The sequence below is a fragment of the Clostridium sp. AF28-12 genome (assembly GCF_003435225.1).
Taxonomy (GTDB): Bacteria; Bacillota; Clostridia; order Lachnospirales; family Lachnospiraceae; genus Pilosibacter; species Pilosibacter fragilis.
On the sequence record NZ_QWGJ01000001.1, the window covers coordinates 1 to 15,422 of the forward strand.

Sequence of the window (15,422 nt, forward strand, 5' to 3'; positions counted from 1 at the left end):
ATGTAATTATCTTTCACTGACAACTATCCTAACACACAGGGGGAGGAAGAAGAGCGGGTTTCAAAAGAGAGACCCGCTCGGCGTGTTTTATGGCATACGATCAGAAAGGAAAAAAGTTGCCCAAAGGCATAGTTCAAAGAAAAGACGGATTGTATATGGGAAGGTTCCAGTATGAAGGGGAGACATATCCTGCAATCTATGATCCGAATTTAAAGGTCGTAGAGAAAAAACTGGAAGATCTACGTTATGAAGTAACACATGGAATGTATAGAACGCCAAGCAAAATCACAGTGCAGGGATGGTTTGATGAATGGATTGAAAAGTACAAAAAACCCAGAGTAAAGGCAGGAACGATAGAAAATTATACGAATAATTATAATGGTCAGATCAAACCGATAATAGGAAAAAAACGGTTGACCAGTGTTCGTATAGAGCATATAGAAAAAATTTACAACGTGATGTCGAACAAAGGTCTTGCTAAGGGGACTATTAAAATTGTAGCTGCGATTTTATCCGGGATGTTTAAGCAAGCCGTAAAATTGGGAATGTTAAAAGAGAATGTAGTGGCATTATCTACGCTGTCTAATGGAAAGGAGAGAAAAGAAAAAGTGGTATTAAGTATGGAACAGCAGAAGGCATTTTTAGAATATGCGAAAGAGCATAGTCCCTTCTATGAATTATATCAGTTGGCCTTGTGTACTGGAATGAGGAACGGAGAAGTCAGAGGCCTGACATGGGCAGACATAGACTTTGAAAAGAGGGAAGTTCATGTAACAGGAACCATCAAATACATAAAAAGTCATGGTCATTACAGGGATACACCTAAGACAAAGACATCGAGAAGAACAATTCCGATGCTGGGAGTATGTTGTGATATGCTAATACGCCAAAGAGAAAAACAGGAAGAGACAAAAAAGTTAGCTGGAGCGTTGTGGAAACCATTGGAAGGGCTAGAAGATCTCGTATTTACGACGAATGAAGGAAGACCAGTAACTCGTGATAGAGTAACTGCTGATTTAAAACGATGCATGAAAAATATGCAGGAAGAGGGAATTGATATTCCAGTATTTACATTTCACACATTACGGCATACGTTTGCTACACGCGGCTTAGAGTGTGGAATTGAACTTAAGAGCATGCAGTGTATTTTGGGACACGCAACATTTTCAATGACTGCTGATTTATATTCGCATGTGTTACCAGATACGAAAGTAAAGGAGATGGAGAAAATGGAACAGATTTTTGAAAAGGAAGCATAAGTTGCTAAAAGTATTGCGATTGCTGTTGAAAGATGGTATAATCTATGGGCTTAAAGGGAATCTTGGTTGCATGGTCAAATGTGTGCTGACTCAGAAAGTTCACGGAAAATGAGGCAATAAAAACAGAAACTGTGTAAAAATTGTGTAACAGGCATTTTACTTTAGCAAACAGTGAATCCCCAAGGTCGCAAAAAGCCTTTATTTATAAGGAAATTTGTAGCAATGACCGGTGTGTTCGAGACCTTCCACACCTAAAACAAAACTAAAGGAGAAACTGAATATGAAAAACAACGCAACAAACAGCCCGGTACTAACACTTGTATACGGGGCGGCTATCGCGGCGATCTATGTGGTGCTGACGATGGTGTTCCTGCCGATCAGCTTTGGACCGATCCAGTTTCGGATCTCTGAGCTTCTCTGCGTACTTCCGTACTTTACCCCGGCGGCAATTCCGGGACTCTTTATCGGATGCCTGCTTGCCAACTTTCTTGGCGGCGCGGCGGCTCTCGATGTGATCTTTGGAAGTATTGCGACCCTGATCGGTGCGGTAGGTTCTTACCTGCTCCGGAAAAACCGCTATCTGGTATCTGTTCCGCCAATCCTCGCGAACATGATCATTGTTCCGTGGGTGCTCCGCTTCGCATACGGTTCTGAGGACATGATCTGGTTTTCCACGATCACAGTCGGAATCGGAGAGATCCTGGCTATCGGTATTCTTGGTCAGATCCTGTTATCCGTTCTGATCCGGTATCAGCATGTAATTTTTGGAAAAGCTGCAGCGTAAAATTAGTGATCCCGTATCTGTTGGATGAAAAATCCAGTAGATGCGGGATTTTTTATGGAACAGGAAATTTCGAGAAATTCCCTGTTCCATAAAAAGGCACTAACGTGCCAAAGATGAGCACTCGCGCGAAGATGTAGATTGTCGCAAGTGACCGCGCGAGGGGCTGTGAAAAAACATAGCCTATAAAAAAGAAGGATCAAATGATTTCTCGTTTTTTCACACGCCCTTTTTATATAGAAAGTACTGCACAGAAAAGAAAAGATCTGCGTGAATTTCGCCGCATGTTAATTTTCCCTCGAGGATGGATTTTCTTTAATTTTTGTGATATCATGTGTAAAAGACTGTGTATATTTAAACACATATTTTATACGTGCTTAAATGTATACAGTGTAAAACATTTAAAATAGAGATCAAACATCCGAAAGGAGACAACGATGTATCATATCGATTTTAATAAACCAGAACACATTCACTTTATCGGAATCGGCGGAATCAGCATGAGCGGACTGGCTGAGATCCTGCTGGAGAGAGGATTCACAGTAAGCGGCTCCGATGCCCATGAATCCGAGCTCACCGATAAGCTCACCGCCCACGGCGCAAAGGTCGTCTACGGGCAGCGGGCGGAGAACATTACTGACGATATCGACGCTGTTGTATATACAGCGGCAGTCCACCCGGATAACCCGGAGTACGCGGCGGCAGCGGCGAAGAATCTGCCGATCCTTTCCAGAGCAGAGCTTCTCGGACAGCTCATGAAAAACTATGAGAAATCCATCGCCGTATCCGGTACCCACGGAAAGACAACGACGACCTCCATGCTGACGGAGATCCTTATGGACGAGAAGAAGAACCCGACGATCTCTGTCGGAGGAATGCTGGACTCTATCGGCGGCAACATCCGTGTCGGCGGTCCGGAGCTCTTCGTGACAGAGGCCTGTGAGTATACAAACAGCTTCCTGTCCTTCTTCCCGAACATGGAGATCATATTAAATATAGAAGCAGATCATCTCGATTTCTTCAAAGACATCGAAGATATCCGCCATTCCTTCCGGAAATTTGCGGAGCTTCTCCCGGCAAACGGTGTCCTGATCATCAACAGCGATATCCGCGACTATAAGGAGATCTGCGACGGACTTCCGATCAAGGTGATCACCGTCGGAAGTGACCCGGCAAAGAGCCATTACAGCGCCGCGGACGTGACATTCAACGAGAACGCCTGCGCGACATACACACTTTTAGAAGACGGAAAAGCAATTGATACAATTACACTGGGCGTTCCGGGAATCCACAATGTATATAATTCCCTGGCGGCCATCGCGGCGGCTCATGAGCTGGGAATCCGCGGCGAGGGGGTCAGGAACGGACTCTTAAAATTTACGGGCACACACCGCAGATTCGAGAAAAAAGGCATGATCGGCGGCGTGACCGTCATTGATGACTACGCGCATCATCCGCAGGAGATCGCGGCAACTCTGGCAGCGGCGAAAAATTACCCACACCGTGAGATCTGGTGCGTCTTCCAGCCGCATACATATACGAGAACCAAGGCGCTGATGGAGGACTTTGCGAAGGCGTTATCCACAGCGGACCATGTTGTTCTCGCGGACATCTATGCAGCCCGGGAGACGGACAATCTGGGAATCAGCTCTGAGACATTGGCGGAAAAGATCGCTGCGCTGGGGACGGATACCCACTATTTCCCGAGTTTCGATGCGATCGAGACATTTCTTCTTGAAAATTGTGTCAACGGCGACCTGTTGATAACTATGGGGGCCGGAGATATTGTAAAAGTGGGCGAAAAGCTCCTTGGACAGTAAGTTATCCACATTATCCACAGAGTTTTCAACAGAATCCTGTTGAATACCCTGTGGATTTTTTGATTTACATAACTGTAAATTTGAAAATGCCGGAAAGTAGGGGAAAATAAGGAAAAACGGGAATTTTTCGAGTTTCATTGATAATTATGTAACGCATTTATCCACGTTATCCACATTATCCACAATCAGCGCAGTGGATAATTCCGGCTATTTCATTTTTTGTGGGGGTATGTTATGATATTTCAAGATGAGAAGAGATAACGAGTGTGCCGGAAAGTGCGGTGCTGCCCGGAAAACTGAAAATGTGAGACGTAAGTGGCCGATGGAGAGAACGACCGATAGGGCAGAAGGCGGATATATCAGGCAGATTTGAAATGGAACGTGAACATAAAGGGTGAAAAAAGAATGGGTTTAGGCTACAAAAATAACATAAATGCGGCAGTGACCGCCGTTTCCAATACATTTATTGACGAATACATGGGGACAGCCAGCGGAGAATATGTAAAGGTGTACTTATATCTTCTGCGCCACGCCGGGGAAAGCGTGGAGATCCCGGATATCGCGGACGCTTTGAACCACACAGAGGCCGATGTCCGCCGTGCCCTGGCATACTGGGAGCGCGCCGGTGTGCTTGCACCGGAGAAAGAGGAAACGGTGGTGAGTGAATCTGCGGTTACGAGAGAAAACATGACAGACACCGGATACATGGCACCGGAATCACGGAGAAATTACGGGGATACTGATGTGGAGGGAAGAATGCCGGAAGAGACTATGGCGGACAACGGAAAACAGCCGCAGAGCAGCGACCGCGGCATGGCGAAGCAGCAATCCGGAACCCCGGATATCCCGGACGCCGGCAACAGCTACGACCGCATGAAGCGTCTGTCGGCAGATGAAGAATTCTCTGCTCTCCTCTACGCGGTCCAACAGTACCTCGGAAAGACGTTCAGCGCCATCGAGTGCGAGAAATTCGCCTATTTCTATGACGTTCTCCACATGTCCTGCGAGCTTCTGGAATACCTGGCGGAATACTGCGCTGAGGGCGGCCACACCAGCATCCGTTACATAGAAAAAGTGGCGCTGAACTGGTATCAGGCCGGGATCCATACCCGCGACGAGGCGAGAGAGCACTCCACGAGATACTCAAAAGACACCTCCGCTGTCATGAAAGCCTTCGGCATCATGGGCCGGAACGCCGGAACCGCGGAGCAGGAGTTTATGCGCCGCTGGTTCAAGGAGTTCGGCTTCGACGCTGCGATCGTCACGGAGGCATGCAACAGGACGCTCACAGCCACAGGAACGGCAAGCTTTCCATACGCAGACAAGATCCTCACAGGCTGGAAGGAAAACGGCGTGCGGACCTTACAGGACGTTGAGACCTTAGATAAACGCCGTCAGGAGAAACAGGCGAAGAAATCCGGCACGGCATCGAGACAGACCCGGAACACATCGACGAACCGGTTCAACAACTTTGAACAGCGGTCCTACAATTACGATGATTATGTCTGGGAAGACATAAAGAACAGAAAATAACGGCCAGCCGGTCCGCACCTTGATGCATGGACCGTAAGAGTTATTGTGTACGGGGGAATAAGTTCTCTGAATGGAACCTCGTAAAAAATGCAGGATAAAAGGAGGCAGTGCGGATGGCACTCAGTAATTCCCAGTACGACGCGATCATGCGTGTCTACAATCAGAGACAGTTTCAGGACAAGCGCGAGCAGGATAAGCGGATCGCGGAAGTGTACGAGAAAGTCCCACAGGTAGAGGCACTGTCCGATGAGATCGCGGCGACTATGGCTCAGGCGGCGAGAAAGATCCTCGCCGGTGACCGCGCGGCGGCGGATCAGTTGAAAAAAGACGCGGAATTTTTAAAAGAGCAGAAAGCGATCTACTTAAAACAGAACGGATACCCAGCAAACTACCTGGAACTCCAGTATGTCTGCCCGGACTGTAAGGATACGGGATACGCGGACGGAAAAAAATGCCACTGCTTCAAGCACATGGAGATCGAGATCCTGTATGACCAGTCGAATATCCGCGAAGTTCTGGAACGGGAGAATTTCGACACACTTTCCATGGCATACTATGACAGAGATCATGTGGACGAAAAGACAGGGATGACTGTCTACGACTATATGTCCAAGGTGATCAGGGAATGTAGGGAATATGTGGAAAAATTCAAAAATGAGAAAGGAAGCATCCTGTTTACCGGAAATACTGGCTGCGGAAAGACATTTCTGAGCAACTGCATCGCGCGGGAGCTGATCCGAAGATATTTTTCTGTGGTCTATCTCACGGCAACGGATATGTTCGACATTCTGGCAGGAAGCCGTTTCAATGGAGGCGATGACGATGAGGCGAAGGACCGGGCATCCTATATTCTGGATTGTGACCTCCTGATCATCGACGATCTCGGAACAGAATTGATCAATACATTCACGGCATCCCAGATGTTTTACTGCGTCAATGAGCGGCTAAATCGAAATAAGGGAACGATCATCTCCACAAACCTGACACTTGGCGAGCTTCAGGACACGTTCACGGAGCGCGTGACCTCAAGGATCATGAGCCGGTATAAGATCATACCACTGATCGGGGATGACATCCGTCTCGTGCGCAGAGGATTTATGCGCAGAGGATAATAAAACGTGCCGGGGTGGCCGGAGAAAAAAGGAAAATCCTGTCGGAGACGGCCGGAAATCCGGTTGACGGAGCGGGTGGATGGTGTTATAAATGAAATGTATGTACGCTGCAAAAATGGGGAACCGGGTAAATGCCGTGAAGAACAGGCTGACCGGAGAGCAGCGGATAAAAATATCAAATAATGAGTAGAAAAAACAGGGAGGAACAGGAATGCTGTACGAAGAAAAGCAGATTGAGACAATACCGGTTGGACCATTAGGTCTGATTCCGCTGAAAAGCTGTGAGGATCTGGGTAAGAAGGTAGATGCCTGGCTGGTCGAGTGGAGAAAAGAAAGAGAGAGTGAGCACAAGACCACGATCGCTTTTGCTGGATACCAGAGAGATTCCTATATTATCGGCGCAAAGACTCCGCGTTTCGGCTCTGGTGAGGCAAAGGGAGAGCTGACAGAGTCTGTCCGCGGTGATGACCTCTATATTATGGTAGATGTCTGCAATTATAATATGACATACACGATGAACGGCTTAAAGAACCACATGTCTCCGGATGACCACTATCAGGACTTAAAGCGCGTGATCGCAGCCGTAGGCGGAAAGGGCAGAAGGATCAATGTGATCATGCCGTTCCTCTATGAGAGCCGCCAGCACAAGAGAACGGGTCGTGAGTCCTTAGACTGCGCGATGGCGCTCCGCGAGCTCGTCGACATGGGCGTTGAGAACATCATTACGTTCGATGCGCATGATCCGCGCGTTCAGAATGCGATCCCATTAAAGGGCTTTGAGACGGTACAGCCGATCTACCAGTTTATCAAATACCTGTTAAAGAACGAGAAGGAACTTGAGATCGACAGTGACCACATGATGGTCATCAGCCCGGATGAAGGCGGTATGGGACGCGCAGTCTTCTTCGCAAACGTTCTCGGACTGGATCTCGGTATGTTCTACAAGAGACGTGATTACACAAAGATCATCAACGGCCGCAACCCGATCGTTGCCCATGAGTTCCTCGGCGCAAGCGTGGAGGGCAAGGACGTGATCATCGTTGACGATATGATCTCCTCCGGCGAGAGCATGCTCGACACCGCAAAAGAGTTAAAGAGAATGAAGGCAAGAAAGGTCTTCATCTGCACGACATTCGGTCTCTTTACAGGCGGATTAAAGAAATTTGATGAGTACTACGAGAATGGCATCATCGACCGCGTCCTGACGACGAATCTTGTTTACCAGACACCGGAGCTGCTCTCAAAACCGTACTATATCAATGTTGACATGAGTAAGTACATTGCTCTTATCATCGACAACTTAAACCACGACGCATCCTTGAGCGATCTCTTAAACCCGACAGGAAGGATCAACCGCCTGTTGGCGAAGTACCGCGCCGGGGAGAGATAAGAATATTGGCAGCGAACGAACCGCAGTGAATTAGAAATTATGTGACCATATAAGAATGCCTGTCCTTTAACGGAAATTTTCCGGAGAAGGACAGGCACTTCTTTATTTCTGGAACTCTTGTGAAAGATTCAGCTTTCATCATAGTGACATTGCGATGAGATAGGGTACTCTTTGATCTTATATTGCAGGCAGCGCCTTGAGATGCCAGGATATTCGGCTGTTTTGGCCCGATAACCGGAATAGTATTGGAAATAGGAGATGCTGAAAATCCCTTGGAAAATGAAGTGGGAAAAACTGCCAGGGGAAAAAACATTAGACTAATTCACGAATCACCCGTGCTACGAGTGTACGGGAAAGAAGGACTGGTTTTTGGGTCAGAGCCTGGATGCGCTCCTTCATTTCGATGGTGTATCCGATGCAGTCTAAAAGGATCAGATCTGTATCGGCGGGGATCTCCTTTGCGGCTGCAAAAACAGCGAGAGGATCACCGTATGGGGATACAGAGGTCACGTGGAGAGAGTCACAGCAGTCTTTCCATTTTCCGGGCATCTGTGCCTCCTGTTCCTTTGTAGGAATGATGACAGACAGATTTTTCACGCCGATGGCCGGGATCAGTCCCTTTAAGATATGGTCAGGGAAGATCAGGGGGACATTGGAGCGAAATTCAGCCGGAAATTCTCCGGTGCAGAGGAAAAGAATCAGGGAAACACCCTGCTGTTCGAGATCGTCAATGCAAAGCTGCAGGCGGGGAAGAATGTAGGATTCTCCGAATGTCGCTGAGGTTCCGTCTGTAAGTCTCGACACAAGGACATTTTCACCGGGACGCGGAACAAACTTTGCGATCTCTTCCTTTGAAAGTCCGTCCAGTGCTCCGGCCTGAATGATCTCAACCGAGTCTCCAAGGATGGGCTGGATCTCAGGAATCAGGTCAACTCTGGGAGACTGGCCGACAGTAATCGCGCCGATTTTTTTCATAGTGATACCCCTTTCAGAATCATTGGTTTGAGGGCTGTCAGTGACAGTCCACATGTATATGCTACCTTTGTTCAGATATCATCAATATATCACATCTGTTGGCTCAAAGCCAGATAAACATTGTGCTTCCCATCTATCAATCCACATTTTTTGTATATTTCTGTCTCTTCCGAACGAACGTTGACGGTGTCATTCCGAGGCTCTCTGCGGCCTCACGGACGTTTCCGTACTTTTCGTAGGCATGGTTGATATATTCCAGTTCCAGCTCTTCCATAGCGGTTTTTAAGTCCTTTACAGGGTCGAGGACTCTGGACTTTGTCTCCGGGCGATCTTCTACTGTGAATAAGTGGAGAGCATCGGGACCGATCTCATCCTCGTTGCTGATGATGACAGCCCGCTCAATAATGTTTCTGAGCTCACGGATATTTCCGGGCCAGCTGTAGTCCTGCATCATCTTGGCGGAAAGAGGGGAGAGGTATTTTTTAAAATCATATTTTCGGTTTAAAGTCTGTAAAAAGAGCTGCGCCAATGGAAGAATGTCATCCGGACGTTCCCTGAGCGGCGGGATATGGACCGGGAAGATCATCAGACGGTAATAGAGATCCTGGCGGAACGTCTTCTGCTTTACCATCTCCTCGAGATCACGGTTTGTAGCGGCAAGGACCCGGACATCCACTTTTACCGGCTTTCTTCCGCCGATCCGCTCAAATTCCTGCTCCTGTAAGACGCGCAGAAGTTTTACCTGCATATCGAGGGGCAGTTCTCCTACCTCGTCGAGGAAGATCGTTCCGGTGTTCGCCAGCTCGAACAGACCCATTTTTCCATTTTTGTCAGCTCCCGTGAATGCACCTTTTTCATATCCAAATAACTCACTTTCTACCAGATTGGCAGGGATCGCGCCACAGTTTACTTTGATAAACGGTTTATTTTTTCTGGCGCTGTGCTGATAAATATATTTCGCAAAGACTTCTTTTCCGACTCCGGTTTCGCCGAACAGGATCACGGTTGTATCAAGGGGCGCTACCCGGTCGATCATGGATAGGACCTTTTCGGTTCTGGAGTCCTCCACCACCATACTGCATTGATTCCGGTGGCTCGTTCGGATTCTTAAAAGCTCTTCCCTCAGAAGATTTCCCTCGGTTTTCAGATGTGTGGCCTCTTCCTTCAGGTGGTAGAGCTCAGTGATGTCGCGCACGTTCGTGATCACCAGAACGATCTCATTCTTATTGTTAAAGATTGGACTGCTTGTGATAAGCGCCCGTTTTCCGGTCTTAAATTCCTGCTGGATCGTGATCGGCCGCTTCTGCTCCATCGCCATCAGCGTTCCGGAAGCGGAGATCGTTCCATTTTTTACAAGCTCCCTCATGTTGACGCCTAATACCTCGGACACCTTCAGTCCGGAGATCGTAAGATAGGAGCGGTTTACTTTCAGGGTAGTTGCCTGACCGTCCGTGATGTAGATCCCGTCAAAGGAATGCTCAATTACCGTGTCCAGCAATTCATTGCTGAACACTGCTTCATTTGTTTTTGTGTATCCCATATGTAATTCCCCTACCTAATTTGATCAGTATCGATTGGAAAATTCCAACCTTCATTGTACCATATTGTTAAATAAATATCTATACAGAAACTCATGGCAGTTCTTAAAAAAGTAACTGAGCATGTTCTTAGCATGGTCTTTACACTCCGAAAACCAGGTGTTGACTGATGCGTGTTTGAGGGTATGACAACACAAAACCGGCAGACCTGTGGGTGGTCTGCCGGGGAAAAGGGGGTATTGGAGGTTATTTCAATATTTCAACTATAAAAGGAGATTTTATTCTGTCTGTGTGTTTAATGCTTTTTCCGGAACCTCAACGCTCTTGAAATGTCCGTAGATCAGAACGTAGAGGATAACGCCGACTGCGAGTCCCCAGCTTGCGCCTTTGATCGCGAGAACAGCTGCCATAACACCGGCGAGTCCGCGCTCGGAATCTGTGTGGATCATGCTGAGTCCGATCTGGCAGCAGACAAAGCCCTGCACGATAAGAGTCAGAGACAAAGCTGCCGGAAGGATCGGCTGTACAAAAGACGCAACCGGAACAAGGGCAACACAGATGAAGGTGGACCAACGGAAGGTACCGACTCCGCTGAAAATGGAATCCATTGCTTTTCTGCCGTCTTTGTAACGTTCGGAAACAGCGGCTGTAACGGCTGCCCAGAGCGGACCGCAAAGGCTCGGATACGGGCAGATAAACGCCTGAATGATGTTTCTGATCGCGCTGATGATGTTGGAACGGTTCGCGTTGAAGTCGATGTGCTCATCGGTACGGACTTCCTCAGCGCTGCGGATCAGCTGCTCACTGGAAACGAAATCGCCGAATGCGATGATATAAACAGCGATGGCTGTCGGAATCGTGGAAATGATCTTTCCGATGCTCGGGAAACCGATCGCGAACGGGCTTAAGGTATTCCAGATGATTGCGAAATCCGGAATCTTGATAATTGAACCAAGAACCAGATTCGGTGCCGGAAGCTCACCGGAGAGAGGTCCTACGATCACGGCTACGATGACCGCCGGCAGCATGCCGAAGTTGCCGACCATGTACCAGAGTTTATTTTTTGCCTTCATCTTCTTAAATAAAAGAGAGAAGAGAAGGAAGTATGCAAAGATGGAACCGACGAGAACGGTTACAGGATAAAGACCGGCACGTCCGCCTGCTTTGAATTCACCCATGATCGCAGAGAAGCCTGCGCCGAGGAGAATTCCGGATTTGATTGCATTCGGGATCGCACCGATGATCTTACTTGCAAGACCGGTGATTCCCATGAAGAGGAAGATCAGTCCGACAACGAGCTGTAAGGCGATCATAGTCTGGACACGCTCAGGTCCCTGCTCTGTGAGCGTTAAAAAAGCGGTGACAAGCGGGATCGCCGGGGTGATCCATCCGGGAACGACCGGGTCACCTAACAGGGAGTGGAGATTGTAGAAGAAACCGTTGATAATGACCATGCTCCATGCGACTTCGTAAGGAACACCTAAGAGCTCCTGAAGAACCGGAATCGCACCGAGACAGGTCGCACACATTAAGATCGCCTGGAGACATTCGGAAATTTCCCAGCGATAATGGATAAACGGGATCCGGATCTTAAATGGACCGGCCGGAATAAAGGGCTGTTCTTTGCCATTTTCACGATGTAAGGCCATATGTGTAACTCCTATCATACATTATGGAAGTGCAGTCCCGTACCGGAAGACGATCAGAAACTGAAAGACCGGTACAGGACTGATGGTTCATCCTGCCGTATCCCGAGGGCACCGGACTAACGGCAGGGAGTTCGCCGTTTACTCATAGGAACAGTGGAACCGCTCCTCGTAAACTTTCTTTAATTCGTCGCGGAAATTCGGGTGGGCGATCTCGATCAGAGCATGCGCACGCTGTTTTAAGGTCTTTCCGGACAATTTTGCTATACCATATTCCGTGATGACGTAATCCACGTCATTTCTGGAGGTTGTAACGGCTGCGCCTTCGTCAAGCAGCGGAACAATCTTGGAAACGGTTCCCTTCGCGGCTGTGGACGGGAAGGCGAGAATGGAACGGCCATTCTTTGCCATGGCAGCACCGCGGACGAAATCTACCTGACCTCCGACACCGGAGATCTGGGTATATCCGATAGTCTCGGAAGCGGCCTGTCCCATCAGGTCGATCTGGACGCAGGAGTTGATGGAGACAATGTTGTCTTCCTTCATGACAACGACCGGATTGTTTACATAATCAACCGGATACATCTCAACATCCGGATTGTTGTTGACGAAATCGTAAAGTCTCTTTGTACCCATTAAGAAGTTTGCGACAAACTTGCCGACATGGGTCTTTTTCTTTGCGTTCGTGATAACACCTTTTTCAACCAGTTCCACAACGCCGTCGGAGAACATCTCAGAGTGGATGCCGAGGTCTTTCTTTTCTGTTAAGAAGAGAAGAACAGCGTCCGGAATTGCGCCGATCCCAAGCTGAAGGGTATCACCGTCATGGATCAGGGATGCGCAGTTTGCGCCGATGGCGCGCTCCACATCGCCGATCTTCGGCGGAGCGAGTTCAATGATCGGGGCATCATGCTCCACGATCGCAGCGATATTCGTATCTGATACATTGATGCAGCTGTCACCGCCGGTTCTCGGGAGCTCATGGTTTACCTGAACGATTACGCTTTTTGCGGCTCTTGCTGCAGGAAGTGTGTAGTCGATGGAAATTCCGAGACTCATGTTTCCGTTTTCATCCGGCGGAGTAGCCTGAACGAGCGCTACATCGACCGGGAGACTTCCGTTTGTAAATAATGATGGAATGCGGTAGAAGAAGCACGGAGTATAGTCACCGCGGCCCTCTGCGACTGCCTTTCTTGTAGTGCCGCCAACGAAAAGAGCGTTGTGGCGGAAATGGGATTCCATTCCCGGCTGTGCATAACCGGCTTTTCCCATAGCGACCATGTGGACGATCTCTACATCGTGGTAGCTTTCAGCATTTGCAACCATTGCGTCTACCAGATAGGACGGCTCTGCGCAGGCATGACCGATCACAACGCGGTTGCCGGATTTAATAAGCTCCACTGCCTTTTCGGCAGTGGTGAGCTTAGATTTATATTCGTTTTCCCAACTCATGGAAGATACCTCCCGTTATTATTCTGTGATTTTTGCGATATCTTTCGCAAGTTTCTTCTTCATTGCGAGGTTGCCCTGACGGGAGATCATGATTCTCTGTGCCTGCGGGGAACCTGCGCCGTGCATGGATTCTGTGCGGTATCCGACAGCGGCTGCGCCAAGAGTCAGGTTCTCGATGAGTCTCATGATGCGGAGACGGTTTTCTGTGGAAACAGCGTTTACACCGCGGAAATATTTGTCAACATACTTGCCCAGGAATGGATCCTTTAAGTCTTTCTCGGACGGTGCGGTAACCATAAGACCACCGGCGATATCCTCTGCAAGACGAGCGATCTCGTACGGGAATCTTGTAACATTCTGTTTGCAGACGTTTGCGAGAAGAAGGTCGATCAGGTAGTTGCCGGATTTTGTCGGACGGCCCTCTGCGGAGCATGCGATACCACAGCAGTAAAGGGTCTCATTTAAGTGAGTCATCTCAATGAGCTTGTCCTTGATATGGGATGCCTTCTGAGCACCGTTGAAGTCTGCGGCAACAGCTGCAGCACCGATCAGGACATCACCGACACCAACCTTACATCCGCCGTAGGATTGTCTGTGGTAGCCTGCGAAACGCTCAACCAGAACACCTGCGAACTCATTCTCGCCGTTTAAGAAGATACGGTCATTCGGTACGAATACATCATCGAAGATTACGAGAGCCTCTGTTCCGCCGAACTGGGAGTTTCCTACATCGATCTCGCTGCCTTCAAGCTTTCTTGTATCACAGGACTGACGGCCGACGATCATGAAGATGCCCTTTGCGTCTGTCGGAACTGCGAATGCAACTGCGTAGTCCTTGTCGTCCTCGCCCATCGCCTGTGTCGGCATTACGATAACCTCGTGAGAGTTTACGAAACCTGTCTGGTGAGCTTTCGCGCCGCGGACAACGATTCCGTCCGGTCTTCTCTCAACGACTCTTAAGTAAAGATCCGGATCTGCCTGTAAGTGCGGCGGAAGGGAACGGTCACCCTTCGGGTCTGTCATAGCGCCGTCAACGGTGTAGTCATGCTCCTGAACGTACTGGAGGAATTTCTTGAAGTTCTCATGGTAATGTGTTCCGTACTTTTCATCTGTCTCATAGGTTGTGCTGTAAACGGCGTTGAACGCGTCCATGCCGACACAGCGCTGGAAACAGGCTGCGGTCTTCTGTCCACAGAGTCTCTGCATTTTAACCTTCTTGATCAGGTCATCGGTGCTCTGATGGATATGTGTGAAACGGTTGATGGTCTCACCTGTAAGAATGGATTTTGCAGCCATTAAGTCTGCGTACTCCGGATCCTGAGCCAGATCGTAGGTTGCTTTTACAGAGTTTAAGGACGGACGGAGGATCGGATCGTCAACTGGATTTTCGATCTTCTTACCAAACATATAAACCTGAAGATTCAATTTTCTCATGCTCTCTACATACTGTTCGCCTGTCATTAATGCCATAACACATGTTCCCTTCGCAGTCATTTTCGTTGCGGCTGCATCCTTTCCTGATAAGTTTTTGTGAGTAGCTGCTATACATCCGAAGGACTTCTGGTTTGCAGGTCCTTTTTGGAATTCATAAGCTCTTGTGTTCCGTTTTCGGAACTGACCTACTATAAAGCAATCCATGTGCCAAAGTTACAAAAACGGGAGGGAGATTTTTGGGAAATTTATTTTTTCGGGAGATAGCCAGAAAGAATATATTAAGGAAGAAAAGAATGACAGGAAATAAAAATAAAAAAGGAAATGAAATATGATCGAACAGAATCCTGACGGAAGTAACCGGAGATCCGGGACCAGAACAGGGATTTTCTCCCCGATTTCCGGAAAAATCTGTTGCATAAATGAAATAAATTGTCATTTGTTGCAAAAACGCAACAGAAAGGCACCGGGATATGGAATGAGAA

Annotated in this window: 11 protein-coding genes; 6 read left to right on the plus strand and 5 right to left on the minus strand. The window is 48.3% G+C overall.

Annotated elements, in window-relative coordinates; all coding sequences use genetic code 11:
* Positions 1-89 precede the first annotated feature (89 nt).
* The 6 genes from DWY93_RS00005 to DWY93_RS00030 all read left to right on the plus strand — a co-directional run bounded on the left by DWY93_RS00005 (position 90) and on the right by DWY93_RS00030 (position 7,895).
* Positions 90-1,259, plus strand: a complete 1,170-nt coding sequence (locus DWY93_RS00005; RefSeq protein WP_117468960.1) for a site-specific integrase — start codon at positions 90-92, stop codon at positions 1,257-1,259.
* A 280-nt stretch (positions 1,260-1,539) separates the two neighbouring features.
* Positions 1,540-2,043, plus strand: a complete 504-nt coding sequence (locus DWY93_RS00010; protein ID WP_015552939.1) for a QueT transporter family protein — start codon at positions 1,540-1,542, stop codon at positions 2,041-2,043.
* Between the two features lie 434 nt (positions 2,044-2,477).
* A complete protein-coding gene (gene murC / locus DWY93_RS00015; RefSeq protein WP_117468961.1) occupies positions 2,478-3,860 on the plus strand; it encodes a UDP-N-acetylmuramate--L-alanine ligase in 1,383 nt (460 codons plus the stop codon).
* 405 nt (positions 3,861-4,265) lie between these two features.
* A complete protein-coding gene (locus tag DWY93_RS00020) occupies positions 4,266-5,393 on the plus strand; it encodes a DnaD domain protein (RefSeq protein ID WP_117469286.1) in 1,128 nt (375 codons plus the stop codon).
* Positions 5,394-5,506: 113 nt separating this feature from the next.
* Positions 5,507-6,505: an ATP-binding protein gene (locus DWY93_RS00025; protein WP_117468962.1), complete on the plus strand. Its 999-nt coding sequence runs from the start codon at positions 5,507-5,509 to the stop codon at positions 6,503-6,505.
* Between the two features lie 211 nt (positions 6,506-6,716).
* On the plus strand, positions 6,717-7,895 hold the full coding sequence (locus DWY93_RS00030; RefSeq protein WP_015552943.1) for a ribose-phosphate pyrophosphokinase: 1,179 nt from the start codon (positions 6,717-6,719) through the stop codon (positions 7,893-7,895).
* A 312-nt stretch (positions 7,896-8,207) separates the two neighbouring features.
* Here DWY93_RS00030 and DWY93_RS00035 read toward each other — a convergent pair whose 3' ends face one another.
* From DWY93_RS00035 to DWY93_RS00055, 5 genes are all read right to left on the minus strand, one after another.
* Complete coding sequence (locus DWY93_RS00035; RefSeq protein WP_117468963.1) at positions 8,208-8,870, minus strand: AroM family protein; 663 nt, start codon at positions 8,868-8,870, stop codon at positions 8,208-8,210.
* Positions 8,871-9,006: 136 nt separating this feature from the next.
* Positions 9,007-10,410, minus strand: a complete 1,404-nt coding sequence (locus tag DWY93_RS00040) for a sigma 54-interacting transcriptional regulator (RefSeq protein WP_117468964.1) — start codon at positions 10,408-10,410, stop codon at positions 9,007-9,009.
* 276 nt (positions 10,411-10,686) lie between these two features.
* Positions 10,687-12,057, minus strand: a complete 1,371-nt coding sequence (locus DWY93_RS00045) for a hypothetical protein (RefSeq protein ID WP_117468965.1) — start codon at positions 12,055-12,057, stop codon at positions 10,687-10,689.
* 138 nt (positions 12,058-12,195) lie between these two features.
* Entirely contained in the window at positions 12,196-13,506 is a 1,311-nt protein-coding gene (locus DWY93_RS00050; RefSeq protein WP_117468966.1) for an acetyl-CoA hydrolase/transferase C-terminal domain-containing protein, read from the minus strand.
* A gap of 18 nt (positions 13,507-13,524) precedes the next feature.
* Positions 13,525-14,976, minus strand: coding sequence for a 4-hydroxyphenylacetate 3-hydroxylase family protein (locus tag DWY93_RS00055; protein WP_117469287.1), 1,452 nt, complete (start codon positions 14,974-14,976; stop codon positions 13,525-13,527).
* Between the last annotated feature and the right edge of the window lie 446 nt (positions 14,977-15,422).

What these genes read in the sequence shown, in the direction of transcription:
- DWY93_RS00005 (WP_117468960.1), top strand. Translation starts at nt 90, where the DNA reads ATGGCATACGATCAGAAAGGAAAAAAGTTGCCCAAAGGCATAGTTCAA.
- DWY93_RS00030 (WP_015552943.1), top strand. Translation starts at nt 6,717, where the DNA reads ATGCTGTACGAAGAAAAGCAGATTGAGACAATACCGGTTGGACCATTA.
- DWY93_RS00050 (WP_117468966.1), bottom strand. Translation starts at nt 13,506, where the DNA reads ATGAGTTGGGAAAACGAATATAAATCTAAGCTCACCACTGCCGAAAAG.
- DWY93_RS00040 (WP_117468964.1), bottom strand. Translation starts at nt 10,410, where the DNA reads ATGGGATACACAAAAACAAATGAAGCAGTGTTCAGCAATGAATTGCTG.
- DWY93_RS00020 (WP_117469286.1), top strand. Translation starts at nt 4,266, where the DNA reads ATGGGTTTAGGCTACAAAAATAACATAAATGCGGCAGTGACCGCCGTT.
- murC (WP_117468961.1), top strand. Translation starts at nt 2,478, where the DNA reads ATGTATCATATCGATTTTAATAAACCAGAACACATTCACTTTATCGGA.
- DWY93_RS00045 (WP_117468965.1), bottom strand. Translation starts at nt 12,057, where the DNA reads ATGGCCTTACATCGTGAAAATGGCAAAGAACAGCCCTTTATTCCGGCC.
- DWY93_RS00055 (WP_117469287.1), bottom strand. Translation starts at nt 14,976, where the DNA reads ATGGCATTAATGACAGGCGAACAGTATGTAGAGAGCATGAGAAAATTG.
- DWY93_RS00025 (WP_117468962.1), top strand. Translation starts at nt 5,507, where the DNA reads ATGGCACTCAGTAATTCCCAGTACGACGCGATCATGCGTGTCTACAAT.
- DWY93_RS00035 (WP_117468963.1), bottom strand. Translation starts at nt 8,870, where the DNA reads ATGAAAAAAATCGGCGCGATTACTGTCGGCCAGTCTCCCAGAGTTGAC.
- DWY93_RS00010 (WP_015552939.1), top strand. Translation starts at nt 1,540, where the DNA reads ATGAAAAACAACGCAACAAACAGCCCGGTACTAACACTTGTATACGGG.